19 protein-coding genes are annotated in these 20,561 nt (G+C 70.4%); 10 read left to right on the top strand and 9 right to left on the bottom strand.

Annotation, left to right across the window (positions count from 1 at the left end):
- Positions 1–101 precede the first annotated feature (101 nt).
- On the bottom strand, positions 102–1,229 hold the full coding sequence (locus ACFVT5_RS23690; protein WP_389891337.1) for a magnesium and cobalt transport protein CorA: 1,128 nt from the start codon (positions 1,227–1,229) through the stop codon (positions 102–104).
- Positions 1,230–1,389: 160 nt separating this feature from the next.
- Here ACFVT5_RS23690 and ACFVT5_RS23685 point away from each other — a divergent pair, with 160 nt between their 5' ends.
- Positions 1,390–2,184 carry a methyltransferase gene (locus ACFVT5_RS23685; RefSeq protein WP_389891334.1) on the top strand — a complete coding sequence of 265 codons (795 nt, stop codon included), beginning with the start codon at positions 1,390–1,392 and terminating at the stop codon, positions 2,182–2,184.
- A gap of 91 nt (positions 2,185–2,275) precedes the next feature.
- On the opposite strand, the gene ACFVT5_RS23680 is transcribed toward ACFVT5_RS23685, so the two are convergent.
- Both ACFVT5_RS23680 and ACFVT5_RS23675 read right to left on the bottom strand, forming a co-directional pair.
- Complete coding sequence (locus ACFVT5_RS23680; RefSeq protein ID WP_389891331.1) at positions 2,276–3,205, bottom strand: carbohydrate kinase family protein; 930 nt, start codon at positions 3,203–3,205, stop codon at positions 2,276–2,278.
- A complete protein-coding gene (locus ACFVT5_RS23675) occupies positions 3,202–4,110 on the bottom strand; it encodes a pseudouridine-5'-phosphate glycosidase (protein ID WP_389891328.1) in 909 nt (302 codons plus the stop codon). Before ACFVT5_RS23675 ends, ACFVT5_RS23680 begins: the two co-directional genes overlap by 4 nt.
- A 143-nt stretch (positions 4,111–4,253) precedes the next feature.
- Between ACFVT5_RS23675 and ACFVT5_RS23670 the strand changes: the two genes are divergently transcribed.
- A complete protein-coding gene (locus ACFVT5_RS23670) occupies positions 4,254–4,691 on the top strand; it encodes a VOC family protein (protein WP_389891325.1) in 438 nt (145 codons plus the stop codon).
- A gap of 101 nt (positions 4,692–4,792) precedes the next feature.
- Here ACFVT5_RS23670 and fdhA read toward each other — a convergent pair whose 3' ends face one another.
- The gene (gene fdhA / locus ACFVT5_RS23665; protein ID WP_389891322.1) at positions 4,793–6,019 is read right to left on the bottom strand and encodes a formaldehyde dehydrogenase, glutathione-independent; all 1,227 of its coding nucleotides are present in this window, start codon (positions 6,017–6,019) and stop codon (positions 4,793–4,795) included.
- A 325-nt stretch (positions 6,020–6,344) separates the two neighbouring features.
- On the opposite strand from fdhA, the gene ACFVT5_RS23660 reads away from it, so the two are divergent.
- Positions 6,345–6,707 carry a cupin domain-containing protein gene (locus ACFVT5_RS23660; RefSeq protein WP_389891319.1) on the top strand — a complete coding sequence of 121 codons (363 nt, stop codon included), beginning with the start codon at positions 6,345–6,347 and terminating at the stop codon, positions 6,705–6,707.
- On the opposite strand, the gene ACFVT5_RS23655 is transcribed toward ACFVT5_RS23660, so the two are convergent.
- From ACFVT5_RS23655 to ACFVT5_RS23645, 3 genes are all read right to left on the bottom strand, one after another.
- Entirely contained in the window at positions 6,697–7,953 is a 1,257-nt protein-coding gene (locus ACFVT5_RS23655) for an MFS transporter (RefSeq protein ID WP_389891933.1), read from the bottom strand. The genes ACFVT5_RS23660 and ACFVT5_RS23655 overlap by 11 nt on opposite strands.
- A gap of 106 nt (positions 7,954–8,059) precedes the next feature.
- Complete coding sequence (locus ACFVT5_RS23650; RefSeq protein ID WP_389891316.1) at positions 8,060–8,623, bottom strand: methylated-DNA--[protein]-cysteine S-methyltransferase; 564 nt, start codon at positions 8,621–8,623, stop codon at positions 8,060–8,062.
- Positions 8,624–8,669: 46 nt separating this feature from the next.
- Positions 8,670–9,545: a glycerophosphodiester phosphodiesterase gene (locus tag ACFVT5_RS23645; RefSeq protein WP_389891313.1), complete on the bottom strand. Its 876-nt coding sequence runs from the start codon at positions 9,543–9,545 to the stop codon at positions 8,670–8,672.
- Positions 9,546–9,837: 292 nt separating this feature from the next.
- On the opposite strand from ACFVT5_RS23645, the gene ACFVT5_RS23640 reads away from it, so the two are divergent.
- From ACFVT5_RS23640 to aroQ, 7 genes are all read left to right on the top strand, one after another.
- Positions 9,838–10,668, top strand: a complete 831-nt coding sequence (locus ACFVT5_RS23640) for an MHYT domain-containing protein (RefSeq protein WP_389891310.1) — start codon at positions 9,838–9,840, stop codon at positions 10,666–10,668.
- A gap of 171 nt (positions 10,669–10,839) precedes the next feature.
- Positions 10,840–12,984, top strand: a complete 2,145-nt coding sequence (gene uvrB, locus ACFVT5_RS23635) for an excinuclease ABC subunit UvrB (protein WP_389891307.1) — start codon at positions 10,840–10,842, stop codon at positions 12,982–12,984.
- 225 nt (positions 12,985–13,209) lie between these two features.
- The gene (locus tag ACFVT5_RS23630; RefSeq protein WP_389891304.1) at positions 13,210–13,788 is read left to right on the top strand and encodes a TerD family protein; all 579 of its coding nucleotides are present in this window, start codon (positions 13,210–13,212) and stop codon (positions 13,786–13,788) included.
- A gap of 142 nt (positions 13,789–13,930) precedes the next feature.
- On the top strand, positions 13,931–15,919 hold the full coding sequence (locus ACFVT5_RS23625) for a TerD family protein (RefSeq protein ID WP_389891301.1): 1,989 nt from the start codon (positions 13,931–13,933) through the stop codon (positions 15,917–15,919).
- A gap of 257 nt (positions 15,920–16,176) precedes the next feature.
- Positions 16,177–17,163 (top strand): TerC family protein, encoded by a 987-nt coding sequence (locus tag ACFVT5_RS23620; RefSeq protein WP_389891298.1) that lies wholly within the window; start codon positions 16,177–16,179, stop codon positions 17,161–17,163.
- 171 nt (positions 17,164–17,334) lie between these two features.
- Positions 17,335–18,435 carry a calcium:proton antiporter gene (locus ACFVT5_RS23615; RefSeq protein WP_389891295.1) on the top strand — a complete coding sequence of 367 codons (1,101 nt, stop codon included), beginning with the start codon at positions 17,335–17,337 and terminating at the stop codon, positions 18,433–18,435.
- A 79-nt stretch (positions 18,436–18,514) separates the two neighbouring features.
- Positions 18,515–18,982 carry a type II 3-dehydroquinate dehydratase gene (gene aroQ / locus ACFVT5_RS23610; RefSeq protein WP_389891293.1) on the top strand — a complete coding sequence of 156 codons (468 nt, stop codon included), beginning with the start codon at positions 18,515–18,517 and terminating at the stop codon, positions 18,980–18,982.
- 128 nt (positions 18,983–19,110) lie between these two features.
- Here the strand turns inward: aroQ and ACFVT5_RS23605 are convergent, their stop codons facing one another.
- Complete coding sequence (locus ACFVT5_RS23605; RefSeq protein ID WP_389891290.1) at positions 19,111–19,767, bottom strand: MBL fold metallo-hydrolase; 657 nt, start codon at positions 19,765–19,767, stop codon at positions 19,111–19,113.
- Positions 19,768–19,830: 63 nt separating this feature from the next.
- Positions 19,831–20,544, bottom strand: coding sequence for a maleylpyruvate isomerase family mycothiol-dependent enzyme (locus tag ACFVT5_RS23600; protein ID WP_389891287.1), 714 nt, complete (start codon positions 20,542–20,544; stop codon positions 19,831–19,833).
- Positions 20,545–20,561 lie beyond the last annotated feature (17 nt).

The following is a 20,561-nucleotide window of genomic DNA, read 5'->3' as shown; positions in this document are numbered from 1 at the left end:
CCGATGTGATGGCTCGCGCCCCTGGCGGACGTGACGGGCCATACCCCCGGCGGAGACAGTGGCGTCCTGGTGCCCCCGGCGCACCCAGTTCCGCCGGCGCGTCACAGCCAGCCGTTGCGCCGGAACCCTCGGTACAGCGACAGACAGATTCCCGCTATCACCGTCAGCACCATCGGGTACCCGTAGGTCCACCGCAGTTCCGGCATGTGGTCGAAGTTCATGCCGTACATCCCGCAGACCATCGTCGGTACCGCGATCACCGCCGCCCACGCCGTGATCTTCCGCATGTCCTCGTTCTGAGCGACCGTCACCTGGGCGAGGTGGGCCTGGAGAATCGAGTTCAGCAGTTCGTCGAAGGCGGCTATCTGTTCGGCGGTGCGCAGCAGATGGTCGGAGACGTCCCTGAAGTACGCCTGTATCTCCGGGGCGACCGTGCGCATCGGCTGGGTCGCCAGCACATGCAGAGGACGGTCGAGGGGGACCACGGCCCGCTTCAGCTCCAGGAGTTCACGCTTGAGCTGATAGATACGGCCCGCGTCGACGCGCGCCCCGCCCTCGGCGAACACGTCCGACTCCACCTGGTCGATGTCGGCCTGCATCGCGTCGGTGACCTGGAGATAGTCGTCGACGACCTGGTCCGCTACGGCGTGCAGCACCGCGGCCGGCCCCTTCGCCAACTGCTGCGGATCGGCTTCGAGTGCCTCACGGACCGGACCGAGCGAACCATGCCGTCCGTGCCGCACCGTGATGACGAAGTCCTCGCCGACGAAGACCATGAGTTCACCGGTGTCGACCACCTCGCTGGTCGCCGTCAGTTCGCTGTGCTCCACATAGCAGACGGTCTTGAGCACGGCGAACAACGTGTCCCCGTACCGCTCGACCTTCGGGCGCTGGTGGGCGTGCACCGCGTCCTCGACCGCCAGCGGATGCAGGTCGAACAGCTCGGCGATGCCCGCGAACTGATGCTCCGTCGGCTCATGGAGTCCGAGCCAGACGAATCCGTCACCGGACTTGCGCACCCGCTCGACGGCGTCCACGAGATCGCGCCCGCCCGGCCCGCGGACACCGTCGTGGTACGTCACACAGTTGACCACCGCGGAGCCGAGCGGTGACCGGACGGGGTGACTGAGATCGACTCGGGGGCGGCGGCGGGTCAGGCGCGCCACCTTCCGGAGGCTGCCGACACCACGGAGGCTGCCGACCTTCCGCAGATTGTCCGTCATCGACATGTCGGGCTCCTCGCGTTGGACTTGCGACTTGGCGAAAGTCTGCCAGTCACTGCCGACCTCCGGAAAAGAGTGCCCGCAACCTGTGGGAACGGAGCCTTCCGTTCAGCAATGCGAGCCCCATGGCATGCAGGTCAGAACAGATAAATGGGATGATCTGGCCATGACGCGAACCGATGGCTATCTTCTCGACAACGGGCAGGCCGAGGCGGGGCGGCGCTTCGATGCCTTCGCCTCGCTGTTCGACCCCACGACCTTCCGGCACATCGAAGCGCTCGGTATCGGGCTGGGCTGGCGGTGCTGGGAGGTGGGCGCGGGCGGTACATCGGTGGTGTCCTGGATGGCCAAGAAGGTCGGCCCGACCGGCCAGGTGCTCGCCACCGACATCGACACCTCCTGGGCGACCTCGGCGGCACGGCAGCCCGTCCAGATCCTCCGCCACGACGTCGGCGCCGACGAACCGCCCGGCGAGGACTTCGACCTCGTGCACGCCCGGCTCGTCCTCGTCCATGTGCCCGACCGTGAACGGGCGCTGCGCTCCATGGTGAGCGCGCTCCGTCCCGGCGGCCGGCTGCTCGTCGAGGACGCGGACCCGATGCTCCAGCCGCTCGCCTGCCCCGACGAGCACGGCCCCGCCCAGGAACTGGCGAACCGGCTGCGGCGCGGATTCCGCGAGCTGCTCGCGGAGCGCGGCGCCGACCTGTCGTACGCGCGCGGGCTGCCGCGGCTGCTGCGCGAGGCAGGGCTGCACCGGGTGGCGGCCGACGGCTACTTCCCGCTGTCCTCGGCCGCGTGCTCCGCCCTGGAGACCGCGACGATCCGGCAGATCCGCGAGCGGCTCGTGGCGGCCCGGCTCGCCACGGACGAGGACATCGACCGCCACCTCGCCCATGTCGCGGCCGGCGCCATGGACCTGGCGACGGCACCCCTGGTCTCGGCGTGGGGACGCAAGGGCTGACACGCGGGGCCGCTGACATGCGGGGCCCAAGACGCAACGGCTGAACCGCCAATGACCACGGGGGAGCAGGCGATCGAGGGGGAGCAGGCGATCACGGGGGAGCAGGCGATCCCGGTTCCATCGGAGAAGGGGGTCGGGCCCCGACCCGTGCCACCGCCCGCGCCCCCGCACGGCACCCCTCCGCCGCCGCGTCCACCAAAGAGGCACCCGCGAGCAACGCGGCGAGCAGGGCGCCGGTGAAGGCGTCCCCCGCGCCCGTGGAGTCCCGCGCCCGCACCGCCGACACCGCGGGAACCCGGTCGCGCACCTCACCGGCGCGCCCCACCAGCGCCCCCCGCCCGCCCCGCTTCACCACGACCGCAGGGAAAAGGTGGCTCAGCTTCGCCGCCGCGTCCGCCGGATCGGGCTGCCCGGTCAGCAGCCGTGCCTCGTCCTCGCTGGGCAGCAACAGGTCGACGCCCTCGGCCAGCGCGAGAAACCGCTCCACGCCCAGCTCGGTGAGGAACCCCGCCGACGCTGGATCCACACTCACCGGCACACCCCGCGCGCGGGCCGACGACAGCGCCGCCCCGACCAGCGTGCGGGTCCGCTCGGCGAAGAACAGATACCCCGAAAGATGCAACCGCCCGACCCCATCGAGCAGCGACGCCGACCAGTCGTCCGCCGACAGCCGCAGCGACGCCCCGCTGTCCGTGAGAAAGGTGCGCTCCGCCGACGCGCCCCCGTCGACCAGCGAGATCACCGTCCCGGTCCGCGCCTCCGGGTCGACGACCAGAAGCGGCCGTACACCGGCGGCGGACAGTTCCCGCTCGTGCCAGGCCGCGGAATCGGCCCCCACGCACCCCAGCAGGCGCACCTCCGTGCCGCCCCCGCGCGCCGCCCAACAGGCGACGTTGGCACCGGCGCCGCCCGGCAGCGTACGGATCTCGGCGGACGTGTCGGTGCCGGGCGCGAGCGGGGTGCGATGCCGGGCGACGACATCGGTGACCACATCGCCGACGACCAGCAGCGCCCCCGTCATCCCGCCGCCCACTCCGCCGCGATCCGGCCCGCCAGACGTACGTTGCCGCGCACGGCGGCCAGATTCGCGCTCAGGGACGCGCCGGCCGTGTGCCGCACCAGATAGTCCAGCAGGAACGGCGTCACGGCCTGACCCGTCACGCCCTGCTCGGCACACGCCGCCAGCGCCTCGTCGAGCACGCGCGCGTGGAGTGCGGGATCGAGCTGCTCCGACTCCGGCACCGGCTGCGCGACGATCAGTGCTGAATCGATTCCTCCGACCGCGTCCTGCGCGCGCATGACGTCCGCGACCTCGGCGGGCGACTCCAGCGTCCAGTCCACCGGGTGACCCGAATCCGACAGATAGAAGCCGGGGAACCGCCCGGTGCCGTAGCCGACCACGGTCACGCCCAGGGTCTCCAGGCGTTGCAGGGTCGCCGGGACGTCCAGGATCGACTTCACGCCCGCGCACACCACGGTGATCCGGGTCCGCGCGAGCAGCCCCAGGTCGGCGGACTCGTCCTGGGTCACCGTCCACTCCCGGTGCACCCCGCCGAGGCCACCCGTGGCGAAGACCCGTACCCCCGCGCGGGCGGCCAGGAGGGCCGTAGCGGAGACCGTGGTCGCCCCGCTGGCGCCTCTCGCCACGGCAAGCGGCAGGTCGCGGTGGCCGAGCTTGCGGATGCCGTCCTCGTTGGCGATCCGCTCCAACTGCTCCTTGTCCAGGCCCACATGGGGCCGCCCGTCCAGGACGGCGATCGTCGCCGGGACACCGCCCTGCGCGCGGACCACCTCCTCCAGCTCCCGTGCCACCCGCAGATTGCGCGGGCGCGGCAGCCCGTGCGCGATGATCGTCGACTCCAGCGCCACCACCGGCCGCCGCGCGTCGAGTGCCTCCCGTACTTCGTCGGACACGACCAGGACCACAGTGCTCCCGCCTCTCCCGTCACTTCCATCCGATGAACCCACTGTCATCCCTGGCGGGCGCGGCACCCCCGCAAACCCGTACGAGGCACCCGACAGGACCCGAACCCTTGCGAGGCGGGACGTCCGGCAGCAGCCTGGTGACCATGACGGACATCGCACGCCTCGACCATGTCGTCCTCTGGGTACGTGATCCGGTCGCATCGGCCGAGTTCTACGAGAGCGTGCTGGGCCTCACCCCGCTGCGGCTGACGGAGTTCATCGAAGGGAGGCTCGCCTTTCCTTCCGTACGGCTCAACGACGAGACCATCTTCGACCTCACCCCGCTGACCCTCGCCCCCCGCATGAACGTCGTCCCGGGCGCCGCCGACAGCGCGGGACACCCCGTGAACCATGTCTGCGTCGCGCTCACCGAAGCCGGATTCACGACCCTGCGCACGCGCCTGGAGGAACGGGGCGTCGCGCTGTCGGACCTCTCGTACGGCGACTTCGGTGCCCGGGGCGAGGCCCGCCGCAGCTTCTACTTCCGTGACCCGGACGGCAACATCTTCGAGGCCCGGCACTACGACGAGGACGACGCGTGAACGCCCCGCGCGCGTAGACACACGCCTACGCGCGCGGGACGGTTTGGCGTCGTCCACGCGCGCGTGGCGTGTTCCTCCCGAGCCGTTCCCGGACAGGCTCGTCAGACGGGCCGGGCCGAGTCCAGGGCTCCGTTCGGATTGAGCACGTACTTGCGGCTCGCTCCCTGGTCGAACTCGGCGTACCCGCGCGGGGCGTCCTCCAGGCCGATGACCGTCGCGTTGACCGCCTTGGCGATGTGCACCTTGTCGTGCAGGATCGCCATCATCAGGCCCCGGTTGTACTGCATCACCGGGCACTGCCCCGTCGTGAACTGGTGGCTCTTCGCCCAGCCCAGGCCCAGCCGCACCTTCAGCGTGCCGCTCCGCGCGTCCTGGTCGATGCCGCCCGGGTCGTCCGTGACGTACAGCCCCGGAATACCCAGCGCGCCGCCCGCGCGCGTGACACCCATGAGCGAGTTCAGCACCGTCGCCGGCGCCTCCTCTGTGTCCTTGCCGTGTGCCCGCGCCTCGAAGCCGACCGCGTCGACCGCCGCGTCGACCTCCGGCTCACCGAGGATCTCCGCGATCTGGTCCTCCACGGTCCCGCGCGTCAGGTCCACGGTCTCGCAGCCGAAGCTACGGGCCTGTGCCAGCCGCTCCGCGTTCAGGTCACCGACGATGACCACGGCCGCGCCCAGGAGCTGTGCGGCTGCGGCGGCGGCCAGACCCACCGGGCCCGCTCCGGCCACGTACACCGTGGAGCCCACCTCGGTGCCCGCGGTGACGGCGCCGTGGAAGCCAGTCGGGAAGATGTCCGACAGCATCGTCAGATCCAGCAGCTTCTCGCGTGCCTGGTCCGCGTCGGGGAACTTCAGCAGGTTGAAGTCCGCGTACGGGACCATCGCGTAGTCGGCCTGGCCGCCGACCCAGCCACCCATGTCGACATAGCCGTATGCCGCTCCGGGGCGTGCCGGGTTCACGTTCAGACAGATTCCGGTCTTGCGTTCCTTGCAGTTGCGGCACCGGCCGCAGGCGATGTTGAAGGGCACCGAGACGACGTCGCCCACATTGATGAACTCGACGTCCGGCCCTCGCTCGATCACCTCGCCGGTGATCTCGTGCCCGAGGACCAGGCCCTCGGGTGCGGTGGTGCGACCGCGCACCATGTGCTGGTCGCTGCCGCAGATGTTGGTGGCGAGCACCTTGAGAAGCACTCCGTGCCGGCACTTGCGGCCGACGTTCGCGGGAGCCACTCCCGGCCCGTCATGAAGTTCCAGCGTCGGGAACTCGATCGTCCGTACTTCGACCGTCCCCGGCTTGAGATAGGCGACTGCCCTGTTGTCGGTCATGCTGTTCGCCGTCCCTTCGGCTCCGTATGGTCCGGATCCCCGTTGGGCTGTGCGTACGGCGGAGTGTGCTACCGCGTGAGCGGTACGGCCACCCTTCGCGGCGATACCTACCCGATGACCGCCAGGTCGCCGAGGAACGGCCCCTGTGCCGGTCCGGCCGCCCGGTGCGGGCCCGGCCGTCGGGATGCGGCACTCCGCCCCATCCACCCCTCCAGTGTCGGACACTCCGACCGGCGACGCGACGGCTGAGCCGATGGAGCGCTCATCGGAATGCCGCGAGGGCCGGGCGCGGGACGGGCCGACCGCCCCGCTAAGGTGACCGGCCATGAACACGAATGATCAGACTCTTTCCTCATTTGCCGTGCACATTCCGGATGTCGTCCTTGACCCGGAGCCGCTCGATCCGGCCCAGATCGTCTCCGGCACCCCGGTCGTCAGCGGCAAGGTCCTGTGGGAGTCGGCCGACGGCAAGCAGTTGCGCGGTATCTGGCAGATCACGCCCGGCGTGGTGACCGACACGGAGGCGAACGAACTCTTCGTGGTCGTCAGCGGACGCGCCACCATTGAGGTCGAGGGCGGCGACGTCATCACCGTGGGCCCCGGAGACGCGGCGGTCCTGCGCGAGGGTGACCGTACGACCTGGACGGTGCACGAGACGCTGCGCAAGGCGTACCACATCAGCCTTTAGGAAGGGCCCCTCCGGGCGGGCGCCGCGTGAACAGCGCCAGCGCGCCCAGGGGCAGCAGCAGACAGGCCGCGGCGAGGTTGAGCCAGCCGTAGCCCGCCACGGCGACCACGAGTCCCGCGGTGGCGCCCCCGACGCCGGCTGCCGTGTTCATCGTCAGGTCGGACAACCCTTGCGCGGCGGCCCGCGCGGGCTGCGGCACGGAGTCCGTGAGCAGCGCGGAGCCCGACACCAGCGCGGCCGACCAGCCCAGACCCAGCAGGAACAGTCCGGCCGCCGTCTGCGGGTGACTGGGGCCCGCGGTGCCCGCGAGCAGCGCGGCACACGCCAGCAGGGCCAGCGCGAGACCGATCACGGAGATCCTGCCGAACCGGTCGGACAGCCGTCCCATCACCGGCGAGAACGCGTACATCCCCGCGATGTGTCCGCTGATGACCAGCCCGATCAGATCGATGCCCGCCCCGTGGTGTCCGAGCGCGACGGGTGTCATCGACATGACCGAGACCATCGCCGTGTGCGCGATGGCGACCGTCACCAGCGCCAGTCGCGCGCGTGGCGACGCCGTCACCGCCGCGAACCCGGCCGGCAACGAGCGCGCCGCCGGCGATTGTTCGTCGGCCGGGGCCAGCGCCCGCGCGGTCAGCAGCGGGTCGGGCCGCAGCAGTACGGCGACCAGCAGCGCGGACAGCAGGAACACCACCGACGCCCACAGGAAGGGCCCGGCCGCCGCTGGTATGCCCAGACCGCTGACACTGCGGCCCGCGGGCGCCGCGATGTTCGGACCGAGTACCGCGCCGATCGTGGTGGCCCACACGACGTTCGAGATCGCGCGCGCCCGGTGCTGCGGCTCGGCGAGGTCGGCCGCCGCGAACCGGGACTGGAGATTCGCCGATGAGGCCGCGCCGAACGCCGCCATGCCGACGAGCAGCAGCGGGAAGTTGCCCAGCGCGGCGGCCACTACCACGAGCCCGCCGCCGACCGCGCCGATCAGATACGCCAGGACGAGCCCGGGGCGCCGTCCCCGCGCGGTCATCAGCGCGGCCAGCGGCATCGACAGCACCGCGGTACCGGCGACCATGGCCGTCGGCGCGAGTCCCGCCAGCGACTCCGTCCCGCTGACCTGCTGCGCGAGCACCGTCGCGAGCGCGATACCGGTGGCCACCCCGAGCCCGCCGAGTATCTGCCCGGCTATCAGCACCGCGGATATGCGGCGCCGCAGCGCGGGCAGGTCCTCGGCCGCGACGGGCACAGCGTCCCCGTCGCCTCGCCCGCCGTCGTACCCCTCGACCTGCTGTTCGACCCGCTGCTCGGCCCGTTCCTCGTCCTGTGTCACCGGCGCAGTCTCCCAGGGCCGGTCAGAACAGCGGTTCGGGGAGCACGCCTTCCAGGGCCAGCAGCTTCCGTTTCGTCTCCAGGCCGCCGCCGAATCCGCCGATGCCGCCGTCGCTCTCGACCACGCGATGGCAGGGCACCACCACGGGCAGCGGATTCGACCCCATCGCGACGCCGACGGCCTGCGCGGCACCGGGCTGGCCGACCCGGCCCGCGAGATCGCCGTACCCCACGACCGCGCCGTACCGCACGCCGGACTCCAGCGCGCGCAGTACCTCACGGTTGAACCCGGAGCTGAGCGACCAGTCCAACGGCAGGTCGAAGTCGCGCCGCTCGCCCGCGAAGTACGCCGCGACCTGACGTATGGACTCGGCGAGCAGCGGGGAGCCCGGCGCCTCGACCGGCTCGGTCCCCAATCGGGACGCGAGCCGCCCGAGAGCCTGGTCACGCACTTCGTCGGTGGCGTGGAAGACGACATTCACCAGGCCCTGGGCCGTCGCGACCAGCAGCAACGGCCCGATGCCGGTGTCCACCACGGCCCACACGGCCTGACGTCCGTCGTGCCCGCCCCGCCCATCGATGTTCATGCGGACCACGACCCGGCACTGACAACGCCGCACGGCCCGCCCGCCGTCAGGAGCGGCCGAGCGCCTTCTCCACCACGTCCGGGTAGTTCGAGATGATCCCGTCCACCCCGTAGTGGGCGACGCGGCGCGCGGTGGCGGCGTCGTTGACCGTCCACGTCTGGACTTCGAGCGGCCGTCCGTGCGGGCCCGTGAACGCCTGCACCGCGGCGACGTACGTCCGCGAGATCGTCGTGTTGCTCGGGTTGATCTGATCGGTGAAGGACGCGTACGTGTGCAGTTGCGACACCCGAGGCGTGCCGAGGAAGCCGGTCTTCACATCGGGGCGCCGGTGGTGGACCGCGCGGATGCTGTCCGCGCTGAAGCTCTGCACGATCAGCCGGTTCTTGACATGACTCCGGTCCAGCCACCGCTCCTTGCCGAGCAGCCGGACGACGTCCGCCTCGATGCCCGGGTACAGCTCGGGGGACTTGATCTCCATCAGGAGCTTCTGACCGTGGGCGTCGACACGCCGCAGATACTGCTGGAGCGTCGGCACGCGCGTGCCCGCGTACGTGGCGCTCTTCCAACTGCCCGCGTCGAGCTTGGCGATCTCGGCGGAGGTGAAGTCCCTGATGTTCCACGGCGCGCGCTTCGGGAACACCTGCTCGACATTCGTGGTGCGCTTCAGGTTGGTGTCGTGCATGACCACCAGGACACCGTCCTTGGTGCGCTGCACGTCGTTCTCGACCCAGTCGACGCCCAGGGACGCGGCCTTGTCGACGGCGGCCAGGGTGTTCTCGGGCGCGTACCCCGAGGCACCGCGATGGGCCACCACGACGGTTCCCCCACCGACGTCCGCGGCCTGCGCGGACGTGGCGGGGAGGACGAGAGCGGCGGTGCCCACCAGAGCCGCGGTCGTCGCTGCTGCGGCGCGTACGTACACATGTACTCCTCGCATCGTATGAACACGGACGGTTCGACAGTGACAGCAGAGAGTCAACGGGGGGTGGTCGGCCACTGGACACGGGCTGAACGGATGAGCTATTCACACCGACACCGATGTGGCGCTCCGGCGAGCCGATGTGTGCATCTGCGACAGCGACGTGATTCTTTGCCGGAAAATCGTTCGTACGTTCCGGCCGGGCCATACCCTCGGCGTCAGCCCGAGGCGGTTCCGTTACCTCGGGGCGGGGCGAACGACACCAAGGCACCGGACGGTGAAAGGGCTACCGCGCATGCAGGGGACGGTCGAAGGCTTCAGCTACGGACTCGTCACACCGGTGGTGGCGTACGTCATGGCCTGCCTGGGCGGGGCACTCGGGCTCCGCTGCACGACAAGAGCGCTGCTCGTCAGACAGTCCTGGCGGCCCGGCTGGCTCATGCTCGGCTCCGCCGCCATCGGGTCCGGAGTCTGGACCATGCACTTCATCGCCATGATGGGCTTCACCGTGCGCGAGGCCCCGGTCCACTACAACCCGGCGCTCACCTTCGCCAGCCTCGGCGTCGGCGTCGTCATGGTCGGCATGGGCATCTTCATCGTCGGCTACCGCGGGGGGACCGGCGCCGCGCTCTTCACCGGTGGCACCGTCACCGGTCTGGGCATCGCCTCCATGCACTACCTCGGCATGGCCGGACTGAGCCTCGACGGGCGCCTGGAGTACAACACCCTCACCGTCGCCGCGTCCGTCGTCATCGCCGTCGTGGCCGCGGTCACCGCCCTGTGGGCCGCCGCACAGGCGCGGGGCTTTCTGTGGAGTCTGGGCGCGAGCCTGCTCATGGGCCTGGCCGGTACCGGGCTGCACTACACCGGCATGGCCGCCGTCCACGTGGAACTGCACGGATCGCCCGACACCCCGCTCGGCACTCCGTCCGCCGAACTCCTCGCGCCGATGCTGATCGGCCCGCTCGCCTTCCTGCTCGTCGCCGCGGTCGTCGTCCTGTTCGACCCGCTGCTCGTCATCGGCAGGGCGGAGTGGACCCGCGCCGCGCACCTCCCGGAGCCGGTCGTCGACCGACCCACCCTCGTCGGGGCACCACCGGCCCACCACGCCCCGCAGCGCAGGTGACGGACCCGGCCCGCACAAAGCCCCCCACAAAGCCCCGCAAGCGCCCTGAACAAAGCACCCTCACAGAGCCGCCCAGCAGGGGGCATCCAGGCACCCGCCGACCGCCCCCGACCGCCTCCCCGGACCGGCTGACGGGACCGGTTGTCAGTGGGGGGTCGTACCGTGGAATCCATGCGGCCCGTATCCAAGATCGAACGCACGGTGGCGCCCTTCGAGGTCGTCAGCCACTTTCAGCCCAGCGGCGACCAGCCGGCGGCCATCGCCGACCTGGACCGTCGCATCCGCGCGGGCGAGAAGGACGTCGTCCTGCTCGGCGCCACCGGTACCGGCAAGTCCGCCACCACCGCGTGGATGATCGAGAAGCTCCAGCGCCCCACCCTGGTCATGGCGCCGAACAAGACCCTGGCCGCGCAGCTCGCGAACGAATTCCGGGAACTCCTCCCGAACAACGCCGTCGAGTACTTCGTCTCGTACTACGACTACTACCAGCCCGAGGCGTATGTCCCGCAGTCGGACACCTACATCGAGAAGGACTCCTCGATCAACGAGGAGGTGGAGCGCCTGCGCCACTCCGCGACGAACTCCCTGCTGACCCGCCGCGACGTCGTCGTGGTCGCGTCCGTCTCCTGCATCTACGGCCTCGGCACACCGCAGGAGTACGTCGACCGGATGGTCTCCCTGAAGCTCGGCGACCAGATCGACCGGGACGACCTGCTGCGCCGCTTCGTCGACATCCAGTACGCGCGCAACGACACCGCGTTCGCCCGCGGCACCTTCCGCGTGCGCGGGGACACCATCGAGATCTTCCCGGTCTACGAGGAACTGGCCGTCCGGATCGAGATGTTCGGCGACGAGATCGAGGCGCTCTCCACGCTGCACCCCCTCACCGGCGAGGTCATCTCCGACGACGACCACCTGTACGTGTTCCCGGCCTCGCACTATGTGGCGGGCCCGGAGCGCATGGAGCGCGCGGTCAACGACATCGAGAAGGAGCTGGAGGGCCGCCTCGCCGACCTGGAGAAGCAGGGCAAGCTCCTGGAGGTCCAGCGGCTGCGCATGCGCACCACCTACGACCTGGAGATGCTCCGCCAGATCGGCTCCTGCTCCGGCGTCGAGAACTACTCGATGCACTTCGACGGCCGCGAGCCCGGCTCCCCGCCGAACACGCTCATCGACTACTTCCCGGACGACTTCCTGCTCGTCATCGACGAGTCGCACGTCACGGTCCCGCAGATCGGCGCGATGTACGAGGGCGACGCCTCCCGCAAGCGCACCCTCGTGGACCACGGCTTCCGGCTGCCGTCCGCTCTCGACAACCGCCCGCTGAAGTGGGAGGAGTTCCAGAAGCGCATCGACCAGACCGTCTATCTCTCGGCGACCCCGGGCAAGTACGAACTCTCGCGCGCGGACGGGTACGTGGAGCAGATCATCCGCCCCACCGGGCTGATCGACCCCGAGGTCGTCGTCAAGCCCACCGAGGGCCAGATCGACGACCTGGTGCACGAGATCCGCCAGCGCAGCGAGAAGGACGAGCGCGTCCTCGTCACCACCCTCACCAAGAAGATGGCCGAGGACCTCACCGACTACTTCGTGGAACTGGGCATCCAGGTCCGCTATCTGCACAGCGACGTCGACACCCTGCGCCGCGTCGAACTGCTGCGGGAACTGCGCTCGGGCGAGTTCGACGTCCTCGTCGGCATCAACCTGCTCCGTGAGGGCCTCGACCTGCCCGAGGTGTCCCTGGTGTCGATCCTCGACGCCGACAAGGAAGGCTTCCTGCGCTCCGGTACGTCACTGATCCAGACCATCGGCCGCGCGGCGCGCAATGTCTCCGGCCAGGTCCACATGTACGCCGACCGGATCACCCCGGCGATGGAGAAGGCCATCGAGGAGACCAACCGGCGCCGCGAGAAGCAGGTCGCGTACAACAAGGAGAAGGGCATCGACCCGCAGCCCCTCCGTAAGAAGATCAACGACATCGTCGCGACCATCGCGCGCGAAGAGATCGACACCGAGCAACTCCTCGGCAGCGGCTACCGCAAGTCGACGGACGGCAAGCCCGCCAAGGCGCCCGTCCCCTCGCTCGGTTCCGCGGCGGCCAAGCGCGGCGGCTCCGCCAAGGGCAAGGGCAAGGCCAAGGAGACCGTCCCGACGGACCGCCCCTCGGCCGAACTCGCCGAGCAGATCGAGGAGATGACCGACCGGATGCGGGCCGCCGCCGCGGATCTCCAGTTCGAGATCGCGGCACGACTGCGCGACGAGGTGTCGGAGATGAAGAAGGAACTGCGGCAGATGCGCGAGGCGGGCATCGCCTGACGGGACGATCGGGGCCGGTCGGCCGCGAGGGACCGGTCCCTCGCGGCCGTCGTACGCCTTCCCGAGCCGCCCCGACCCGCCCTGCGCCCCGCCCCGGCCCACGCTGTGTTGCAAGACCGACACAAAGTGCGGTCCACGGTGCGGCGTTGTCAGCGGTCCTGCGTAGGGTTCAGGGCAACCGCATGAGACTGCGGTGCAGGGGACAGTTCGAGAGGGGAACAGCGCGTGACGGTCAACATGACCAAGGGTCAGGCCATCAGCCTGCAGAAGAGCGACGGGGGCACCCTGACCGCGGTGCGTATGGGGCTCGGCTGGCAGGCCGCTCCCCGGCGGGGCCTGTTCGGTTCGCGCACCCGGGAGATCGACCTCGACGCGTCGGCGGTGCTGTTCGCCGACAAGCAGCCCGTGGACGTCGTCTTCTTCCGCCACCTCGTCAGCGACGACGGCTCGGTGCGGCACACCGGTGACAACCTCGTCGGCGGCGCCGGCCAGGGCGGGGACGACGAGTCCGTTCTCGTCGACCTCCAGCGTGTCCCGGTCCACATCGACCAGATCATCTTCACGGTGAACTCGTTCACCGGGCAGACGTTCCAGGAAGTGCAGAACGCCTTCTGCCGTCTGGTCGACGAGACCAACGGCCAGGAGCTGGCGCGTTACACGCTGGACGGCGGCGGCCAGTACACGGCGCAGATCATGGCGAAGGTGCACCGGGCGGGCTCCGGCTGGGCGATGACCGCCATCGGCACCCCGGCCAACGGCCGGACGTTCCAGGACCTGATGCCGGCGATCCTGCCGCACCTGTAGGACGCGTACCTGGTAGGACGCGTACCTGTAGGACGCGTACCGGTCCGTAGGACACGGACCGGCGGAAACCGCGGGCATCCACCCGCGGTCGTTGACAGCCGCCGCGGTCAGGCGCGGTGGCCCGACAAGGGGGACAAAGGCGATGACGGCCGAGCTGGTCCGGGGGCAGAACCACCCCCTCACCCAGACCCGTCTGGAGATCCGGGTGTCGGTCGGCAGGCCGGTCGTGGCGGGTGCCACGCTCGCCGACGACCAGGGGAGGGTCCTCGGCACCGAGTGGGTGGCCCACCCCGGTGCGCCGACCCTGCCGGGACTTGAGGTGTCCAAGCAGGCGGCGGCCGACCATCGCCTCGCGGTGGACCTCGACGCGCTGCCCGAGCAGGTCGGCCGGGTCCATGTGCTGCTCGCCCTGCCCATGGGCGTCGGCGGCCCGGTCCGGTTCGGCGCGCTCCCCGCCCCCTTTGTCGCGGTCACCGGCCTGGACGGCGCCGAGGTCGCCAGCTACACCGTCACGGGCCTCGACGCCGAGTCGGCCGTCGTCGCCATGGAGCTGTACCGCAGGCAGGGCGCCTGGAAGGTCCGCGCCGTCGGCCAGGGCTATGCCGGTGGGCTCACCGACATGCTCGCCGACCAGGGTCTGACCCAGGCGAAGGACCTCGCGACCGCCATCAACGACGCCGTGTCCCGGGGCCTCGCCCGCTCGGTCGCGCCCCCGCCGCCCCGCTCGTCCGGCGAGGCCCGCGTCCGCACCACCCGGTCGGAGGCCGACACCACCGCCGACCATCCGGCACAGAGCGGAGCCGGGCAGCCCGGCCAGTCCGTCCAGCCGGGCCGCACCCCCGACACACCCGCCGGAGGACAGTCCCCGGCACCCCAGACCCCGGCCGCGGCGCCACAGCCGCCGGGCGGCCCCGTCGACTACCAGCACCCCGGCCGCCGCACCGGCGCGCCTCCGCCGCCCCCGCCCACCGCACCGCCGTCCCGCCCCGGCGAGAGCGCGCGGCCCGTAGCCGGTGACGCGACCGGGTGGTCCATGGAGGAGCGGCTCTACAACCAGGTCTGGGGCATGTTCGAAGACCTGGCCCGCACCACCGCCGCGTATCGTAGCGCCGTCGACTTCGCCGACTCCCGCCGCGAGCAGGAGCTGGACAGCGCGCTGTCCGACCCGCGCAACCGCATCGGAGGCGCCGGCGACGCGGCCCGTGAGGCCGCCCGCGCCAAGCACGCCTCCCTGGTCGACCGGGCCCGCGAGGCCCTCGACCGGGATCTGGCCCACCTCACCGCCGAGTCGGCCGTCGTGGAGCCCGCCCTGCCCACGGCGTACGCCCGCTGGGACAACCCGGCGTGGCAGGCGTACTCCGTCCCGATGGAGATCCCGATGGCCGTGCGCCTCGGCGATCTGCACCTCCCCGAGAGTGACCGACTGCGCATCCCGATGCTGGTCCGGCTGCCGCTGGAGCGCGGGCTGTGGATCGACAGCGGCCGACTCGCGTCAGGAGCCTCGACCTTCGCCGACGGCGGTGACCTGCGGCGCCTCGCCATGGACACCGCCGTCACGCACGCCGCACGGCTGCTCGCGGTCTATCCGGCGGGCGAGTTCGCGGTACACGTCATCGACGCGGCCGGCGCGGCGGCCGGATCCCTCGCCCCGCTCCTCGGTGCCGGTGTGCTCGCCGAACCCCCGGCCACCGGAGCGGCCGGAGTCACCGCGTTGCTCGCCCAGCTCACCCGCCGCGTCGACCTCGTACAGATGGCGATCCGCAGCGGCGCCGCCGACGCCCTGCCGCCGGACGTGGACACCGCGCAGCACCTTCTCGTGGTGAACGACTTCCCGCACGGCTTCGACGACCGCGCCGTGACCCAGCTGAGGTATCTCGCCGACGAGGGCCCGGACGTCGGCGTCCATCTGCTGATGGTCGCCGACCGCGAGGACGCCGCCGGGTACGGGCCGCTGCTCGACCCCTTGTGGCGCTCCCTGCTGCGGCTCACATCGGTCGTGGACGATCACCTGGCCGATCCCTGGGTCGGCCACACCTGGACGTACGAGCCGCCGATCGTCCCGCCCGGCAGTCAGGTGCTCGGCCAGGTGCTGTCCCGGGTGGCGGCGGCCCGCCGCCCCTGGAATCAGTGATCCATCTTGACGCTTCCTTGACGCCTATAACGCTCTGACCAGCGAACTTGATCATCGCTTTACCATTTACTTTACCTTTCCTTGGTGATTCGGGTACTCTTCTCAGTGCGGAGGGGAGTACTCCCTAACCTGCGGCGCACCCGTCAATACGGATCCGATCGGATCCCGGGGCGTCGGCCCGAGTCAGTTTCGGGTGGAAGAGACCTCCGGCAGCGGACGACGCTGGATACCTGCCGTTACGTACTGCCGGAGGCGCAGTGGATGTTTCCGTGACCCTTTGGGTCCTCACAGTGGTGGGCCTTGGTGCCCTCATCGCGGTCGATTTCTTCATCGGCCGCAAGCCCCACGATGTATCGATCAAGGAAGCCGGAATCTGGACGATCGTCTGGATCGTGCTGGCCGCCCTGTTCGGCGTCGGGCTGCTCCTCTTCTCCGGCGGACAGCCGGCCGGAGAATTCTTCGCGGGTTACATCACCGAGAAGTCCCTCAGCGTCGACAACCTCTTCGTCTTCGTCCTGATCATGGCGAAGTTCGCGGTTCCGACGCAGTACCAACAGCGAGTGCTGCTGTTCGGTGTGCTGATCGCCCTCGTGCTCCGCACGATATTCATCGCCGCCGGCGCAGCGATCATCGCGAGCTTCTCGTGGGTGTTCTTCATCTTCGGCGCCTTCCTCATCTACACGGCGTGGAAGCTGGTCCAGGAGGCGCGGGCCGACGAGGACGACGACGACTTCGAGGAGAACCGGCTGCTCAAGGCCGCCGAGAAGCGCTTCGGCGTCGCCGACCGGTACCACGGCACCAAGCTGTGGATCCGGGAGAACGGCAAGCGCGTGATGACGCCCATGCTGGTCGTCATGCTGGCCATCGGCACCACCGATGTCCTCTTCGCGCTCGACTCCATCCCCGCGATCTTCGGCCTGACCCAGGACCCGTACATCGTCTTCACCGCCAACGCCTTCGCCCTGATGGGTCTGCGACAGCTGTACTTCCTGATCGGCGGACTGCTCAAGAAGCTCGTCCACCTCAGCTACGGCCTGTCGATCATCCTCGGATTCATCGGCGTGAAGCTGGTCCTGCACGCGCTGCACGAGGCCGGTGTCAATGTCCCCGAGATCTCCATCCCGGTCTCGCTCGGCGTGATCTGCGCCGTCCTGATCGTCACCACGATCACCAGCCTGTTCGCCTCCAAGAAGAAGGCACAGGCGGAGGCCGAGGCGGCCCGCCGGGACAGCGTCGACATCTGACGGGACAACGTCGACATCTGACGGACAACGTCGACATCTGCATCCGATCCGAGCGGTCGGGCGCCCCACGACGACGTGCGGCGCCCGACCCCGGCCGGAGTGGACGTCACCTGGCTACACAGCGGCGCCACCGGAATGCGGGTGCCGGAAGGGTCTGGAAGCATCAACGCCATGATCGTTCGGCTCCGGGCGCTCCCGTCGCAGTGGACCACCGCCGCGCCCGTACTGGCGGTGGTCCTCCTCGTTCTCACCTGGGGACGCAGCCTGCCCGGCGCGGGGGTCGCCCTTGTCACACTGGTCCTCGCCGGCGCCGTGCTCGCCGCCGTTCACCACGCCGAGGTCATCGCCCACCGCGTCGGCGAACCGCTCGGCTCCCTCGTCCTCGCGGTCGCCGTCACGATCATCGAAGTCGCGCTGATCGTGACCCTGATGATCGACGGCGGCGACAAGAGCGCCACGCTCGCCCGCGACACCGTGTTCGCCGCCGTGATGATCACCTGTAACGGCATCGTCGGACTGAGCCTGCTCATGGCCTCACTGCGGCACCGGGTCGCCGTCTTCAACCCCGAGGGCACCGGCGCGGCCCTCGCCACGGTCGCCACCCTCGCCACCCTCAGCCTGGTCCTGCCGACCTTCACCACCAGCAAGCCGGGCCCCGAGTTCTCCACCTCGCAGCTCACCTTCGCCGCCCTGGCGTCCCTGGTCCTGTACGGCTTGTTCGTCGCGACCCAGACGATCCGACATCGCTCGTACTTCCTGCCGCTCGACCGCAAGGGCGAGGTGATCGACTCCGACGAGCACGCCGAGGTGCCGTCCACCCGTACCGCCGTCCTCAGCCTGATCCTTCTCGCGCTCGCCCTGGTCGGCGTCGTCGGCCTCGCGAAGGGCGTGTCGCCGACCATCGAATCCGGCGTGGAAGCGGCCGGAATGCCCCACTCCGTGGTCGGTGTGATCATCGCGCTGCTCGTGCTGCTCCCGGAGACCATCGCCGCCGCGCGGGCCGCCCGCCGCGACCGGGTGCAGATCAGCCTCAACCTCGCCCTGGGCTCCGCGATGGCGAGCATCGGCCTGACCATCCCCGCGGTCGCCGTCGCCTCCATCTGGCTCTCCGGACCGCTTGTTCTCGGCCTGGGCGCCACCCATATGGTGCTGCTCGCGCTGACCGTCATGGTCACCACCCTGACCATCCTCCCCGGCCGGGCGACCCCCCTCCAGGGCGGTGTCCATCTGGTACTCATGGCCGCGTACCTGGAGCTGGCCGTCAATCCCTAGGGTCTTCCGTTCGGACCTGGCCGGTCGGGGCCGCGTGATAGACCTCCCCTGACGCGCCGATCCGACCGGAGGCCCCGCCATGACCCGCCCAGCCCGTACCCTCGCGACCGCACCCGTCATGATCCTCAACGGGCCCAATCTGAACCTCCTGGGACAGCGGCAGCCGGAGATCTACGGGAGCGACACCCTCGCCGACGTCGAGGCCCTGTGCGCCAAGACCGCCGCCGCGCACGGCGGCACCGTCGACTTCCGGCAGTCCAACCACGAGGGCGAACTGGTCGACTGGATCCACGAGGCCCGCCTGCACCACTGCGGCATCGTCATCAACCCCGCCGCCTACTCGCACACCTCGATCGCCATCCTGGACGCCCTCAACACCTGCGACGGACTGCCGGTGGTGGAGGTGCACATCTCCAACATCCACCAGCGCGAGGAGTTCCGGCACCACTCGTACGTGTCCGTCCGCGCGGATGGCGTGATCGCCGGGTGCGGGGTGCAGGGGTACGCGTTCGCGGTGGAGCGGGTCGCGGCGCTTGCCGGCCGGTAGGCGACGAGGGCGCCCACTGGCGTGCCCCGCCTCCCCGCAGCGGTTCGCGCACCCCGCAGCGACCTGGCCGCCTCCCCGCAGCGGTTCGCGCACCCCGACGGCAGCAACTTGTCCGACTCCCCGCCGACCTACCACCCGCGCGCGTGCCACTCCGGCAGATGGGGGCGCTCCGCGCCGAGGGTGGTGTCGTTGCCGTGGCCCGGGTACACCCAGGTCTCGTCGGGGAGCGCGGCGAAGATCTTCGTCTCCACACCGTGCAGCAGGCTCGCGAACGCCTCCGGATCCTTACGGGTGTTGCCGACACCGCCCGGGAAGAGGCAGTCCCCGGTGAAGATGTGCGGGTGGCCGTGCGGGTCGTCGTACACCAGGGCGACGGAGCCCGGGGTGTGGCCGACCAGATGGACCGCCCGCAGCTCGACCCGGCCGACCCGGACCGTGTCGCCGTCGTCGAGCGGCACGTCCGTGGGGACGGGGATCCCCTCGGCGTCGAGACGGCCCGCGTACGTACGGGCGCCGGTCGCCGCGACGACCTCGGCCAGCGCCTGCCAGTGGTCGCTGTGGCGGTGCGTGGTGACGACGGACGCGATGCCGTCGTCACCGATCAGCGTCAGCAGGGTCCCGGCGTCGTTGGCCGCGTCGATCAGCAGTTGCTCGTCCGTGGTGCGGCAGCGGAGCAGATAGGCGTTGTTGTCCATCGGCCCGACCGCGACCTTCGAGATCATCAGGTTCTGCAACTCGTGCACATCCGCAGGACCGCCGACCGTCACCGCTCCGCTGTACGTCATGGAGTTCAGCCTACTCAGCGGCCCCGCGGCACGGGGGAGTTCCCCGACGGCTCACAGTGCCGTTCACAGCGCGGGCAGCGTCGGGAGGCTGCCGCCGGTGGCGGTGAGCCCGGAGTCGTCGCGCCGGCCCGCGAGCCAGCCGAGGAGATCGGCCTGGCGGCCGGTCACGGTCACCGGCTCCTCGTCCTCGGCGCAGTGGCGCCCGGTGCGGATCGCGCGCCCGTCGTCCTGCCGGATGAGCACGGCCGGTACGCCCGCGTTACCGCGGAACCGCTCGGCGAGGAAGGTGATCTCCTGCTGGGTGAACTCGGCGGGCAGATCCTCCAGCTCGTACCCGATGCCGAGATCCACATGGTGGAGTTCGACCTCGACGAGACGGCGGAACGGGATCCGCGAGGCCGAGTCCGTCACACCGTTGCGCAGCTCCACCGTGCGGGACCAGTCCGCCGGCGAGCCCGTCGCGTCCGTAGCGTCCGTCGCGGCCAGGAACCGGGCCGCGCTGTCCCGTACGTCCGCGAGCTGCACCTTCAGCTCCCTGGGGGCGTCCCGGTCGATGTCGACGTCACGTGCCGCCGCGCTCGCGTACATGGGCCGGCCCGCGAAGACGTTCACCAGGGCGTCGGCGTTACGCGCGAGGTGGGCGAGGACATGTCCACGGGTCCAGCCCGGAAGCCGTGACGGCTCGGCGAGCGAAGCGTTGTCCATCGTGGCGGCTGCGCTGAGGAGCCGCTCGGTCGCGTCACGTACAGACGCCAGGTCGCGCACATGATCGTTCATGGCTCCGACGATAGCCC

Origin of the sequence: Streptomyces sp. NPDC058001 (assembly GCF_042886315.1) — a bacterium.
In the GTDB taxonomy this organism is placed as follows: Bacteria; Actinomycetota; Actinomycetes; order Streptomycetales; family Streptomycetaceae; genus Streptomyces.
Note: the sequence above shows the minus strand (reverse complement) of the source record. Positions and strands in the feature narration are given on the sequence as shown.